Origin of the sequence: Achromobacter sp. PD1, assembly GCF_048541815.1 — a bacterium.
In the GTDB taxonomy this organism is placed as follows: Bacteria; Pseudomonadota; Gammaproteobacteria; order Burkholderiales; family Burkholderiaceae_B; genus Achromobacter; species Achromobacter bronchisepticus_A.
Genome location: NZ_CP183349.1, coordinates 4,083,192 through 4,097,403, shown reverse-complemented (window position 1 = coordinate 4,097,403; position 14,212 = coordinate 4,083,192). Strand labels below are relative to the sequence as shown.

Below are 14,212 nucleotides of genomic sequence, written 5' to 3'. Positions count from 1 at the left end.
CGCGGAGCGCGTGCGCCACGGGCCCGGCGCTCAGCCCGGGGTATAGATCTCGTCCAGGCGGGCGCGTTCGGCCGGCGTCATGGCTTCCAGCTCCGCCATGGCATCGGCGCGGGTGCGGGAGGTGCCTTGCTTGGCCCAGCCCGGCTTGGCGGCGTTCAGATTGGTCAGGAACCACTGCTTAGGGTCGGACTTGGCCACGGCCAGTTCGGTCTTTACTTCGTCGCGCGTCTTGCCGCTGGCGGCGTGATCCGGCGCGATGGCGTAGCCGATCTCGGTGTTGGTCTGGTGCCAGGTGCTGGATGCGCTGGCGGCAAAGGGAAGGGCCAGGGCGGAACCCAGGGCGAGGACAGCGGAAACGATTTTGATCTTCATGGATATCTCCCAGGTTGAGCGCGGCGCCGGTCGCGGTGTTGCGTCAGGCGCATACACGCTGTTTGTGTAGCGACGGTGACACTCTACGGACCCATGCCCGTCAATTCGCCGACGCCCTGATTACGTTTTCGTAAGGCCGCGAACCTTACGGAAATGTCATTTTTCTGTCGCTCGATTGACGAACCCGCCTGGATACATTGCCGGCTCGCCCTTTTCTTGGTTGAACCATGCATGTATCCGTCCTGCCGCTGACCCTGGCGGCCCTGATGATTGCCGCGTCTGCTTCTGCGTCCGCCCAGGACGCGGCCGCGGCCCGAATGCCTGCGCCGGCGCAGCAGAGCCAGAATGGCGGCGTGCTGACGCTGGAGCGCGCCCTGGCCGCGGCGCTCGAGCGCAATCCCGGATTTTCCGCGGCGAAGAATGAGGCCGCGGCGAGCGAGGGCCTGCTCAAGCAGGCGGGCGTGCTGCCCAACCCTTCCATCGACGTGAGCGTGGACGACACGCAATCGGCCACGCGCACCACTACCGCCATGTTGAACGTCCCGCTGGAAACCGGCGGCAAGCGCGCCGCGCGGGTCAAGGCGGCGGGGCTGTCCAGGGACATGGCACGCCAGGGCGTGGCGGACACGCGGGCCGGCCTGCGGGCGGCAGTCATCGCGGCCTATTTCGATGTGGCGGTGGCGCAGGAGTCCGTGCGCGTGACGCGCGGCACCGTGGATATCGCCAGCGGCGCCTTGCGGCTGGCGGAGAGGCGCGTGGCCGCCGGCAAGGCGCCGCCGCTGGAGGGCAGCAAGGCCCAGGTCGCCCTGGCCAATGCGCGCATCGAGGCGCGCGCGGCCGAGGCTGCGCTGCTGGGCGCGCGTCGCAAGCTCGGCTTGCTCTGGGGCGTGGCGGAGCCGGATTTCGCCAGCGTGGGGGCAGACCTGAACACGTTGCCGGAAAGAGCCTCGATAGACGAGCTGCGCGCGGGCCTGTCTGCATCGCCCAGGATGCAGGGCGGCAAGCTTGCCGTGGACTTGGGTCAGGCGCAGCTGGAGGTCGAGAAGAGCAAGCGTTACCCCGACATTACGTTGAGCGCCGGCGTGGCCCGCGACAACGAAGCGGGCCGCGACAAGGCCCAGCTCGGCGTGTCCATTCCGCTGCCGATCTTCGACCGCAATCAGGGCAATGTCTACGCCGCCACCATGCAGGCCTACAAGGCGCAGGACCAGTACCGCGAGCTGGAGTCCGGTTTGATGGGAGAGCTGCTGCAGGCAGTGACCCGCTTCGATCTGGCGGTGGGTTCGGCGCGCGAGTACCGGACTGCGGTGCTGCCTGGCGCCACCCAAGCCTATGACGCCGCGCGCAAGGGTTTCGAAGCCGGGAAGTTCGGCTTCCTGGAAGTGCTGGACGCGCAGCGCACCCTCTCCGACGGAAACATCGCCTACCTGGCGGTGCTGGCATCCGTGTACCAGGCTTCCGCGGATATCGACCGCATTCTCGGACGTTGAAACGAGCATAAGAAAATGGCAAAGCACAAGAACAAGCAACCCCCCAAGATGTGGACCGCGGCCGGCCTGTGCGCGGCGCTGCTGTTGGCGCCCCTGTATCCGGCGCAGGCGGCGGGCGAGGCCGACCATGGTCATGCCGAGACGGAACAAGGCGCGGAGGCGCCGCAGGAACAGGAAAAAATCGCGCTCACGCCCGAGCAGGTCGCGGTGGCCGGCATCAAGTCCGAGGTTGCCGCGCCTGCCGCGCTGGCGACATCGGTGCAGTTTCCCGGCGAAATCAAGTTCAATGCGGACCGGACCGCGCACGTGGTGCCGCGCATGGCCGGCGTGGTGCAAAGCGTATCGGCGGACCTGGGCCAGCAGGTCAAGAAGGGCGAGCTGCTCGCCGTCCTGTCCAGCTCCGCGCTGTCCGAGTTGCGCAGCGAATGGCTGGCGGCGGCCAAGCGGCGCGACCTGGCCGCCCAGACCCACAGGCGCGAACTGCGCCTGTGGCAGGAAAAGGTGTCCGCCGAACAGGACTACCAGGCGGCGCGCACCGCGCTGCAGGAGGCGGAAATCGCCGTGCAGAACGCGGAGCAGAAGCTGCGCACCGTGGGCGCCGAGCCGCGCTCCAAGGACCTGGGCAGCCTGGAGATCCGCGCGCCCTTTGACGGCGTGGTGGTGGAGAAGCACATCGCGCTGGGCGAGGCCTTGCCCGACAACGCCAGCATCTTCACCTTGTCGGACCTGCGCACCGTCTGGGCCGAATTCGTGATCGCGCCCAAGGACTTGCAGGATGTACGCGTAGGCGAAGCGGCCAGCGTGAGCTCCGCCGCCTTCGCCGGCAAGGCCGAGGGCACGGTGTCATACATCGGCTCGCTGCTGGGGCAGCAGACGCGTACGGCCACCGCGCGCGTCACGTTGGAGAATCCGGACATGGCCTGGCGTCCAGGGCTTTTCGTTTCCGTCGACGTGGTCACGCGGATGTCGGACGCCGCGGTGACGGTGGCATCCGACGCGGTCCAGACCATCGACAACGAGCCTGCCGTGTTCGTGGAGGTGCCTGGCGGCTTTGTGGTGCAGCCGGTGAAGCTGGGCAAGGCTTCGAACGACCGGGTCGAGGTGCTGTCGGGGCTTGACCCCGGCACGCGTTATGCGGTCGAGAACACCTTCGTCCTCAAGTCGGAGCTGGGCAAGGCCGGCGCCGAGCACGCGCACTGAGGCGGAGCGGAACATGTTTGAACGTCTGATCCGTTTCGCCATCGAGCAGCGCTGGCTGGTGCTGTTCGTCACCCTGGGCATGGCCGCCATCGGCGTCTACAACTATTCCCGGCTCGCCATCGATGCGGTGCCGGACATCACCAACGTCCAGGTCCAGATCAATGCCGGCGCGCCGGGGTATTCGCCGCTGGAAACCGAACAGCGCGTCACCTATCCGATAGAGACGGTGATGGCCGGCCTGCCGGGGCTGCAGCAGACGCGTTCGGTGTCGCGCTACGGCCTGTCGCAGGTGACGGTCATCTTCAAGGACGGCACCGACATCTATTTCGCCCGCCAACTCGTGAACCAGCGCCTGCAGGAAGCGAAGGAGAACCTGCCCGAGGGCGTGACGCCCATGATGGGGCCGATATCCTCGGGCCTGGGCGAGATCTACCTGTGGACGGTGGAGGCGCGGGACGACGCGAGGAAGCCGGATGGCTCGCCCTACACCCCCACGGACCTGCGCGAGATCCAGGATTGGATCATCAAGCCGCAGCTGCGCAACATTCCAGGCGTCACGGAGATCAATGCCATCGGCGGCTACGCCAAGGAATACCAGGTGGCGCCCAGCACCGAGAAGCTGGCCTCCTACGGACTGGCGCTGACCGACATCATGGCCGCGCTGGACAGGAACAACGCCAACATCGGCGCAGGCTACATCGAACGCAAGGGCGAGCAGTACCTGATCCGGGCGCCCGGGCAGGTCCGGTCCATGGACGACATCCGCGACGTGGTGCTGGCCTCCGTGGAGGGCCAGGCGATCCGGATACGCGACGTGGCCGAGGTGTCCATCGGGCGCGAGCTGCGCACGGGGGCTGCCACCAGCAACGGCGAGGAAGTGGTGCTGGGCACCGTGTTCATGCTGTTGGGCGAGAACAGCCGCTCGGTGTCCCAAGCGGTAGCCGTCAAGCTGGAGGCCATCAACAAGTCCTTGCCGGCTGGCGTGCAGGCAGTGACGGTCTACGACCGCACCACCCTGATCGACAAGGCCATCGCCACCGTCAAGAAGAACCTGCTGGAAGGCGCGGCGCTGGTCATCGTCATCCTGTTCGTGTTCCTGGGGAACATCCGCGCGGCGTTGATCACGGCGATGATCATCCCGCTGTCCATGCTGTTCACCTTTACCGGCATGGTGACCTACAAGGTCAGCGCCAATCTGATGAGCCTGGGCGCGCTGGACTTCGGCATCATCGTCGACGGCGCAGTGGTCATCGTGGAGAACTGCGTGCGGCGCCTGAGCCACGCGCGGGCGCACCATGGCAGGCCGCTCACGCGCAGCGAACGCTTCCACGAGGTGTTCGCGGCCGCGCGCGAGGCCCGCAGGCCGTTGCTGTTCGGCCAGTTGATCATCATGGTCGTGTACCTGCCGATCTTCGCCCTGACCGGGGTGGAGGGGCGCATGTTCCATCCCATGGCGCTGACCGTGGTGCTGGCGCTGCTGGGGGCGATGATCCTGTCCGTGACCTTCGTGCCCGCCGCCGTGGCGCTGTTCATGGGGAACAACGTCTCTGAAAAGGAGAATCGCCTGATGGCCTGGGCCAAGCGCCGCTACGAGCCCCTGCTCGACGTGGCGCTGCGCCGTACGCCGCTGATCCTGGCGGGAGCAACCGTCTTCGTAGTGTTGAGCGGGGTGCTGGCGGCGCGCATGGGCAGCGAGTTCATTCCCAACCTGAACGAAGGCGACATGGCGATCCAGGCATTGCGGATCCCCGGCACCAGCCTGACGCAGTCCGTCGAGATGCAGAAGCAGCTGGAGACCCGGTTGAAGCAGAAGTTCCCGGAGATCGAGCGCGTGTTCGCCCGCACCGGCACAGCCGAGATCGCGTCCGATGCCATGCCGCCCAGCATTTCCGATGGCTACATCATGCTCAAGCCGATGGACCAGTGGCCCAGCCCCAGGAAGACCCGCGCCGAGCTGTTGGCGGCGATCCAGAAGGAAGCCGACCAGGTTCCCGGCAACAACTACGAGTTCTCCCAGCCCATCCAGCTACGCTTCAATGAGCTGATCTCGGGCGTGCGCAGCGACGTAGCGGTCAAGGTGTTCGGCGATGACAACGACGTGCTGAACCGTACGGCGGCGGAGATCGCCGAGGTCTTGCAGACGATACCAGGCGCCTCGGAAGTGAAGGTCGAGCAGACCACTGGGCTGCCGATGTTGACCGTCAACATCGACCGCGCCCGGGCCGCGCGCTACGGGCTGAGCATGGCGGACGTGCAGGACACCCTGGCCATCGCCGTGGGCGGCCGCGAGGCGGGAACCTTCTTCCAGGGCGACCGGCGCTTCGACATCGTGGTGCGCCTGCCCGAGGCCGTGCGCGAGAACCTGTCCGCATTGAAGAAGCTGCCCATAGCCCTGCCCAAACAGGACGGGCAGGCGCAGGCCGCCTACATCCCTCTGAGCGAGGTCGCCACCTTCGACCTGGCGCCGGGCCCCAACCAGATCTCGCGCGAGGACGGCAAGCGCCGCATCGTGGTCAGCGCCAACGTGCGCGGCCGCGACCTGGGCTCGTTCGTGTCCGAGGCCACTGCCGCCATCGGGCAAAAGGTGCAGGTGCCCGCGGGCTACTGGACCTCCTGGGGCGGCACCTTCGAGCAGCTGCAATCCGCTGCCAAGCGCCTGCAGATCGTGGTGCCGGCGGCGCTGGTGCTGGTGTTCGCGCTGTTGTTCGCGATGTTCGGCAACGTCAAGGACGGGCTGCTGGTGTTCACCGGCATCCCCTTCGCGCTGACGGGCGGCGTGATCGCCTTGTGGATGCGCGGCATCCCCCTGTCCATCACCGCGGCGGTGGGCTTCATCGCGCTGTGCGGGGTGGCGGTGCTGAACGGCCTGGTGATGCTGTCGTTCATCAGCGGCCTGCGCGTAGAGGGCAAGTCCGTGGCCGAGGCCGTGCGGATCGGGGCGCTGACGCGGCTGCGTCCGGTGCTGATGACGGCGCTGGTGGCCTCGCTGGGCTTCGTGCCGATGGCGATCGCCACCGGCACGGGCGCCGAGGTCCAGCGCCCGCTGGCCACCGTGGTGATCGGCGGCATCATTTCTTCCACCATTCTCACGCTGCTGGTCCTGCCGGCCCTTTACCGCCTGGCGCACAGGAACGACGACGCCGACGAACTTGAACTGTCGAAACCGGCCTTGGCCCGGGAGTAGGTCCCCTACGGAGCCGATCCGATGAATGCCAGACCCGATATCGATATCGCTGTGTTGGGCGCGGTCAGCCCGATACAGTTGTCCGTCATCATTCCGTTCCTAAACGAGAGGGAGGTGCTGCCCGCCTGCCACGAGCGCCTGCGGCGGGTATTGAATACGCTGGGGCTGTCCTACGAGATCGTGTTCGTGGATGACGGCAGCAGCGACGGCAGCGCCGAATACCTGCAGACGCTGCTGCGCGAGGAACGCGGCATCAAGCTGGTCAGGCTGAGCCGGAACTTCGGCAAGGAGGCCGCGATGACGGCGGGGATCGAACATGCGTCCGGGGCCGCCGTCATCCTGCTGGACGCGGATCTGCAGGATCCGCCCGAGGCCATCCCCGCCATGGTCCGCGCCTGGAAAGAGGGCGCCGACGTCGTCAGCATGCGGCGCCGCAGCCGCGCGGGGGAAAGCGTGCTGAAGCGGCTTTCCGCCTACGCCTATTACCGCTTGTTGAGCCGGCTGAGCAAGGCCGCGATCCCGCCCGATACCGGCGACTTCCGGCTGATGAGCCGGCGTGCTGTGACGGCGCTGATGCAGCTGCCCGAACGTTGCCGCTACATGAAGGGCCTGTACGCCTGGGTGGGCATGCCGACGCGCATCGTCGACTACGACCGCGAGCCCCGCGCCGCCGGCACCACCAAATGGAGCTACCTGGCGCTGTTCCGCCTGGCCATGGAAGGCATCACCTCGTTTTCCACCGCGCCCCTGCGCTGGGCGACGGGACTCGGCGCGGTCGCCGCCTTGGGCGGCGCAGTGTTCGGCGCCGCCATCATCTTCAAGACCTTGATGTTCGGCGATGACGTCGCAGGCTATCCCTCGCTGATGGCGATGATGACCTTCATGGGCGGCGTGCAGCTCATCACCATCGGCCTGTTGGGTGAATACGTGGGCAAGACCTATATGGAAAGCAAGCAGCGGCCGGTCTATCTGGTGCGCGACGTGCAGCACAGCGGACCCGCGGATAGCGCGGCATGCGGCCATGGGGAGGATGCCGCGTGCAACTGAGCGCCCGGACCATGGCCGCCGCCCTGGCGGCGATACTGGGCGTGCGCCTCTTGGCGATGGTCTTGGTGCCATTCGCCGACACGTCCGAGCCGCGCTATGCGGAGATCGCCAGGCTGATGGCGGAAACGGGCGACTGGATCACGCCCTGGTTCGCGCCGGGCGTGCCGTTCTGGGGCAAGCCCCCGCTGGGATTCTGGGCCGAGGCGCTGTCGATCCGGCTGCTGGGGCTGAGCGAATTCAGCATCAGATTCCCATCGCTGCTGGCCACGGCGGCGACGCTCGCCATTCTTTATGCGCTGGGCCGCCGCCTGTACTCGGTGCAGGCGGCCCGCTGGGCCGTGCTGGCCTATGCTTCCATGTTCCTGCCCCTGGTCGCGGCCGGGGCGGTGCTGACCGATCCGTTCCTGGCCCTGGGCGTCACGCTGAGCATGGCGTCATTCATCCTGTCGCGCGGGGCAGGGGCGGGGCGATGGCGCTACGGCTTCTTTTTGGGGCTGGCGATCGGCCTGTTGTCCAAAGGACCACTGGCCGTAGTGCTGGTGGCGGGTGCCATCGTGCCCTGGATGCTGTGGCACCGGAACGTCCGGACCAGCCTGTGGCGCCTGCCATGGGCGGCGGGAAGCGTGATGTTGGCGGCGCTGGTGCTGCCTTGGTACGTGGCGGCGGAGCTCAAGACGCCGGGCTTCATCCAGTACTTCATCGTTGGCGAGCATTTCTTGCGCTTCGTGGATCCGGGCTGGAGCGGAGACCTTTACGGCTCGGCGCACAGCAGGCGCTACGGCGCCATCTGGCTGGACGGCATCGTGGCATCGCTGCCCTGGGGCGTGTTCGGCGTCTGGCTGCTTGCGCGCCGCTGGCGCGGGCCGGCGCGGCGGGCAGGGAGATGGCTGCGCCGGCCGCGCTGGACCTACCTGTTGGCCTGGGGCGCGGCTACGCCGCTCTTCTTCACCCTGTCGGGCAATATCTTGTGGACCTACGCGCTGCCGGCCTTGCCGCCGCTGGCCTTGGCGATAGGCGCGTGCCTGAGCCGCGCCCGCACCGCGGCGCCAGCCCGCGTTGCGACGGCCTGCATGGCGTTGGGGCCGATTGCGGTGATCGTCTTCTGTGGCTTACAGCTGGCCAATCCGGAACGGCTGAAAACGGAAAAAACCCTGATTGCCCGGGCCGATGCGCTGATGACTGCCGGCGAAACGCTCTATTTCGTCGACAGCCTGCCGTTCTCGGCGCGCTTTTACTCGCGGGGCGCGGCTGGGCGGGTGTCTCTGGACGGCGTAACCGCGTTGCTGCCGCCGCGCGGCGGCAGAGTGTTGCTGGCGGTGGAGAAATCGGACGTGCGGCGGCTGCGCGAGCAGACGGGGGCAGCGCTGGCGCCCGTCTATTCGAGCCGGCGCTACACCTTGTTGATGGCCGGCTCCGCCGCTCAGCCCCAGGCTGGATCGGCGCAGGGTGAGGCTGGTAGGGCAGGAGACTACCAGCGATAGTCCGCCCTCAGCGTGCCGCCGTAGCCGCGCTGATCGCCGCTGCCGAGCTTGCCAAAGATGTGCCCGGACAGCCACAAGGCATTGCCGAGCCGGCCCTCCGCGCCCAGCTTCAATTCGAACGCATTGCGCGCGGATGCCGCATTCAGCGTGCTGTCTCCCATGCGCACGGATGCTCTGCCGCCATCGCGCCGCCAGTTTGCTTCGAGAAACGGCTGCAACGCCGCTGTTGCCGCGCCGGCCGCGGCGCGCGGATACAGGCGCACGCCCACGCGGCTGTTCCAGGTCTTGTCTTTGTCGTTTTGCATCAGAGTGCCTTGCAGCGTGGCGTCGCGGGCCTGATAACGGCCATAGACCAGCTGCGCGGCCGGCTCCACCACCAGCCCGCGCAGCGGCGAGCCGGCAGGGAAGGGCATCAGCGCGTAACCCGACTCCAGGGAGGCCGACCACAGGTCCGAGCGATACCGTGCCGTGCCGAGTTCGCTGCTGATCTGGTTGGAATAGCGTCCATATTGCATCCAGACGTCGGCGTAGGCTCCCAGGCGTGTGGCATCGTTCGAGTAGTAGGTGAGGTATGCGCCGGCAGCATGGCCGGAAACCTTGCCGCGGGCCCGTACCTGCATCGATGAGAGAGCGCCAGGCAGTCTCAGCGACGAGGTGGAGCGGATGCGCGCGTCGCCATAGCCGCCCATCAGCCCAGCGTACATGGCTGCGGCCTGGCCCGCCGGCATGCGCAGCAGGCCTGCTCCAAGTTGCAGGACCGCGGCGTCGGTGTCGATGTCGACTCGGCCTTCAGCCATGCGCAGGCCGCTGTCGTGGCGGCCGCTGATCCGGGTCCACAACCGGCGCTCCCCCGTGTCCTGCTGTTCGCCGGCTTCGTCGGAAGCCCGGTCGTGCAGGCCGTGGGCGAACAATTGCATGCTGGCGAGCAGATTTCCGGCATAGGCGCCGCTTTCCGGCGACACGTTCCTGGCGTCGGGCGGGGGAGGCGGCAACACGACCTCGGGCGGGGGAGGCGGCAACACGACCTCGGGCGGCGTGACCGGCGGCTTGGGAGGAGGATCAGGCGGGACCACGGGCGGAATCACTGGTGGGACCACAGGCGGAATCACAGGCGGAATCACAGGCGGCTGGGGCCCGCCGTCCGATTTCAAGTACCAGTCGGAGGCTGCGCCGCCGTTACCGCCACGGACCAGGCTGTAGTCATAGCCGTTCAGCGCAAGGGTGGCCGAGCTGGCGCGATAGCCGCTGGAGCCGGCATCCAGGCGGAAGGCGTCCTGGGTCGTGACGGCGCCATTGATGGTCGCCACGACGCGTATGCCCCGTTGCGTCTGGCCGCCCGCGCCGCCCGCGTTGAGGATACGCAGCGCCGTGCCGCCCGATGCGGCGCCGCCGTCGATCACGAGACGGTCGGTCGGAGAGGCGTCGTCGCCCAGCCGGGTCTTGAGCACCAACGTTCCGCCGCCCGAGTAGTTGTTGACCGTCAGGGTCTTGAATTCTCCGCTCTGCGCTGGCGTTGCGAACAGCACTGTCCCGTCGTTGTTCAGTGCGCGCAGCATGGAGTCGTTGCGCACATGCCAGGCGCTGGATTTGTCCAGCGTCAGGCTGTTGACGCGGCCTTTGTCGCGCTGGATGACCGCGCCGGTCAGGACGGACCCGTCTCGCAGGGAGACGTCTGCGGCGCCGCTATTGATCATGATGTCGCCCGTCAGCACCGAGCGGGCCGCGGAGAGCCGAATCTGTCGGGCTTCCACCATAGTCGGACTCCCTCCGCCCAGGTCGATGACGGGGAGCGCACTTGAATGCAGCAGGATTCCCGTGTTTTCCTGGCCGCCCGCGCTTGCAGTGACCGTGGCGTTCTCCAGCGTCAATATATGGCTGCCCCCGGCTATCCGCAGGGCGGCGCCGTCTCGTGTGGTGATGCGTGAGCCGTTCTTCAGAATCACGCTGTTGGTCATGCCGGGATCGGAGCCCGTGCTCCGCATACCAGATGCTCCGAGTCCCGTGATGTCGAACTGCGTGTTGTCCAGCAGGGCATCGCCTCCGTTGCGCAGAAGCAGTCCGTCGGCGCTGGCGCCCGTGGTGGTTATCGTGGAGTTCCGCGCGGACAGCCTGCCGCCGCCTTCCATGGCGGCCAAGCCCTGGGCGCCTGCGCCATTGGTGATCACCGATGAATCTTGCAAATGGATTTGCGCGCCGGCCCGTTGGGCCAGCGCGCCAATGGCCCCGGCGCCCGATGTTTCGATCCGGACTGCGTTGGCCTCCAGGGTGGCGGAGTCGCCGAGTTCGCGCGAGACATACAAGGCATGGCCGTGGGCTATCCGGGTTGCGACCGTTCCTTGGTTTAGCGTGACTTTGCCGGCCCGGCTGTCAATGCCGACGTGGCTGGCGGCGATGGCAAAGCGATTGGCGGAAAAGGCCGTGTTTTTACCGACGAGCTGTATGCCGCGGCCCTCCGAACCGGTAGCCAAGACAGTCGTGTCTTCGAGATCTATCGCGGTGCCGGGGGCTCTGAGGTCGATTGCATATTGAAAGTCGCCCGTGGTAGTCAGCCTGGCGTTGCGGATGCTGGCGGTCGCTGCCTGTCCCTGGTATGTCGACGTCAGTCGAACGGCCTGCTTGGCCGAGGTCAGCGTGCCGCCGTGCATCTCGAGTCTTCCTCCTTCGAGATAGGCGCCCGAGCCGTTCGCCGCACTGATGTCGGTGTCGCGCACCGAAACAAACCCGTCGCGTTCCCGCGTTTGCACACCGTGGGCGGTATCCCCCGTGGCCTTGATCTGGGTGTTCACCAGCGTGATGGAGCCGCCTCGTTCCGCCACGGCTCCGGAAGCGAGATCGCCGCTGGTGGCGATTGTCAGCCTGCCTGCCTCGATCGTGCTGCCCGGCCCGTTGGCATGCAGGGCAGAGGCGTTGCCGCCCCCGGTCGAAACGGTCCCGACCCTCAGCACGATCTTGCCGCCATCCTGCGCGTAGGCGCCATGAGAGTAGCTGGCGTTCAAGGACAGGTTGGTGTCGCTGGCATTGATGATGCTGCCCGTTCCCTGGGCATGCAGTGCGTGGGAGCCTTGCCCCTGTGGGTTGTTCCTGGCCGTGACCGTGCTGTTTGTGAGCGTCACGCGACCGCCCGCGCTGGCCCGCACGCTGGCGGATTGTGAGGCCGGCTCGGCGCTGATCGTGACCTGGTCGCCTTCGACGATGTTGCCCGCGCCGGAGACATCGATGGCCGGATCGTTGCCGGCATGGGGGATGAGACTGCCGGGCGCCAGAATGATATGGCCCTTGCCGTCCGGATCATGCAGCCTGATCTGGCTGTGCTCCGCGGCCCGGCTGATTCCTGGGAGGGCGGGCAGCGTAGCGGTGAGCAGGCTTGCCACGAGTGGGGTAACGCGGAATTTCATGGGGATCTCGCGTGCTTGCAGCCGAGGCGTCCGATACATGCCGCCTTCGCGGGCTTGGCGTTGTACCGGCGTTTGCCGAGGAGGCTGGCGCGTTGCTGTGGATCCCGCAATCTTGGTTGGTGGGGAGGTGCAAAAGAATGAGAATTTTCTCGAAAGGCCTAGGGCGTGCAAGCCTCGGCAATCACGCTGGCGTTTTCGGCACAGTGCTGGATCATGGCTGAAGAAGCCGCGTTGGTGCGTCAGGTGCGATTTGCAGCAGCGGCTGCGCTTGTTCCGCCGTAGGGCAGTATGCGTTGATGCTGCCGCAACGCGCGTAGCGGGCCTGAACATGGCGTCGTCCGACGTGTTCCTGGCGGCCAAAAGCGCATCGCCGCCCGAAGCGGCGGCGATGCTTGAAGCGTCGAATCCGGCCAGGCGTGGCGCCTGGCCGGAGCGGGTCAGAAGCCCACGGCCTGGCCGTCGCGGCGCGAATCCGACGCGGCCACGTAGCCGCCTTGCGGCAGGCGGCAGATCAGTTGCGCCGAACCAAATTCCAGGCTGTCGGCAGGCGCCACCGCGACGTTGTGGCCGCGCGCGCGCAGCGCGTCGACCACGTCCGCCGGCAGGTGCGATTCCACGTTGACCACCGGGCCTTTTTCCACGCGGAAGCGCGGCGCGTCGCTCATGGCCTGCGGGTTCTGGCCGAACGCCGCCAGGCGCGTGACCATCTGCAGATGGCCCTGGGCCTGCATCGATCCGCCCATCACGCCGAAGGACATCAGCGGCTGGCCGCCGCGCGTGACGAATGCCGGAATGATGGTGTGCATCGGCTTCTTGCGCGGCGCGACCTGATTGGCGTGGCCGGGCGTCAACACGAAGTTCAGGCCGCGGTTGTGCAGGCTGATGCCGGTGTCGGGCACCACCACGCCGGAACCGAAGCCGTGGTAGTTGGACTGGATGAAGGACACCATGGTGCCGCTGGCGTCGGCCGCCGTCAGGTAAACGGTGCCGCCGGTGGCGGGCGTGCCCGCGACCGGCACGCTGGCGCGGTCCATGGAAATCTGGCGCGCGCGCTCGGCCAGGTAGCTGCGGTCCAGCAGGGCGGCGGCGCTGGTGCGCATGTGGCGCGGATCGGCGACGTGGTGGTGCAGGTCCGCGAACGCCAGCTTCATCGCTTCGATGCTGACGTGGTAGTAGTCCGCGCTGTCGCGGCCCATGCTTTCCAGGTCGAACTGTTCCAGCATGCCCAGCGCCATCAGCGCCGAGATGCCCTGGCCGCTGGGCGGGATCTCGTGCAGTTCGTAGCCGCGGAACGATTGCGAGATCGGCGTGACCCATTCGGGGCGGTGCTCGGCAAGATCCTCGGCGCTGAGCGCGCCGCCGGTCTGACGGGCGAAGTCGGCGATCTTGCGGGCGAGCTCGCCACGGTAGAAGCTATCGCCGCCGCTTTCGGCGATGGCGCGCAGCGTCTTGCCTTGCGCGGGAAAGCGCCACCATTCGCCGGCCTGGGGTGCACGGCCCTCTGGCAGGAAGGCGGCGGCAAAGCCCGGCTCCTGCGCCAGCTTGGGCGCCTGCGTGGCCCATTGGCGGGCGATGGTGGGCGATACCGCGAACCCTTCCTCGGCATAGGCGATGGCGGGTTCGAACAGCTGCGCGAAGGGCAGCTTGCCGAACCGTTCCGACAGCGCCTTCCAGCCCGCGACCTGGCCCGGCACGGTCACCGTGCCCCAGCCGGTGCCGGGCATGGCGTCGCGGCCGGCGAAGTACTCCGGCGTCCACGCGGCGGGCGCGCAGCCGCTGGAGTTCAGGCCGTGCAGCTGGCCGTCATGCCAGACCAGCGCGAACATGTCGCCGCCGATGCCGTTCATGACGGGTTCGACCACCGTCAGCGCGATGGCGGTGGCGATGGCGCTGTCCACGGCGTTGCCGCCGGCCAGCAGCATGCGCAGCCCGGCTTGGGCCGCCAGCGGCTGGCTGGTGGCGACCGCGTTGGTGGCCAGGACCGGCATCTTCCGGGAGGCGTAGGGGAAAGACCAATCGAAGGGTAAGGACATGGAAACGGGA

The 14,212-nt window shown here is 67.4% G+C and carries 8 protein-coding genes; 5 read left to right on the top strand and 3 right to left on the bottom strand.

What is annotated here, in order from left to right:
- Positions 1 to 30 precede the first annotated feature (30 nt).
- A complete protein-coding gene (locus ACM1PE_RS19395; RefSeq protein WP_419340707.1) occupies positions 31 to 372 on the bottom strand; it encodes a DUF4148 domain-containing protein in 342 nt (113 codons plus the stop codon).
- A 227-nt stretch (positions 373 to 599) separates the two neighbouring features.
- On the opposite strand from ACM1PE_RS19395, the gene ACM1PE_RS19390 reads away from it, so the two are divergent.
- Genes ACM1PE_RS19390 through ACM1PE_RS19370 form a run of 5 tightly spaced genes read left to right on the top strand, consistent with a single transcriptional unit; the run spans position 600 to position 8,774 of the window.
- Complete coding sequence (locus tag ACM1PE_RS19390; RefSeq protein ID WP_059371859.1) at positions 600 to 1,862, top strand: TolC family protein; 1,263 nt, start codon at positions 600 to 602, stop codon at positions 1,860 to 1,862.
- A gap of 15 nt (positions 1,863 to 1,877) precedes the next feature.
- Positions 1,878 to 3,062, top strand: coding sequence for an efflux RND transporter periplasmic adaptor subunit (locus ACM1PE_RS19385; protein ID WP_059371860.1), 1,185 nt, complete (start codon positions 1,878 to 1,880; stop codon positions 3,060 to 3,062).
- Positions 3,063 to 3,075: 13 nt separating this feature from the next.
- Positions 3,076 to 6,246 (top strand): CusA/CzcA family heavy metal efflux RND transporter, encoded by a 3,171-nt coding sequence (locus ACM1PE_RS19380; protein ID WP_419340706.1) that lies wholly within the window; start codon positions 3,076 to 3,078, stop codon positions 6,244 to 6,246.
- Between the two features lie 21 nt (positions 6,247 to 6,267).
- A complete protein-coding gene (locus ACM1PE_RS19375; RefSeq protein WP_419340705.1) occupies positions 6,268 to 7,293 on the top strand; it encodes a glycosyltransferase family 2 protein in 1,026 nt (341 codons plus the stop codon).
- On the top strand, positions 7,284 to 8,774 hold the full coding sequence (locus tag ACM1PE_RS19370; protein ID WP_419340704.1) for an ArnT family glycosyltransferase: 1,491 nt from the start codon (positions 7,284 to 7,286) through the stop codon (positions 8,772 to 8,774). The genes ACM1PE_RS19375 and ACM1PE_RS19370 overlap by 10 nt, the downstream gene beginning before the upstream one ends.
- Here the strand turns inward: ACM1PE_RS19370 and ACM1PE_RS19365 are convergent.
- Both ACM1PE_RS19365 and ggt read right to left on the bottom strand, forming a co-directional pair.
- Positions 8,762 to 12,169, bottom strand: coding sequence for an autotransporter outer membrane beta-barrel domain-containing protein (locus ACM1PE_RS19365; RefSeq protein ID WP_419340703.1), 3,408 nt, complete (start codon positions 12,167 to 12,169; stop codon positions 8,762 to 8,764). The two genes, ACM1PE_RS19370 and ACM1PE_RS19365, sit on opposite strands and share 13 nt — an antisense overlap.
- 437 nt (positions 12,170 to 12,606) lie before the next feature.
- Positions 12,607 to 14,202: a gamma-glutamyltransferase gene (ggt, locus tag ACM1PE_RS19360; RefSeq protein WP_419340702.1), complete on the bottom strand. Its 1,596-nt coding sequence runs from the start codon at positions 14,200 to 14,202 to the stop codon at positions 12,607 to 12,609.
- Positions 14,203 to 14,212: the final 10 nt, after the last annotated feature.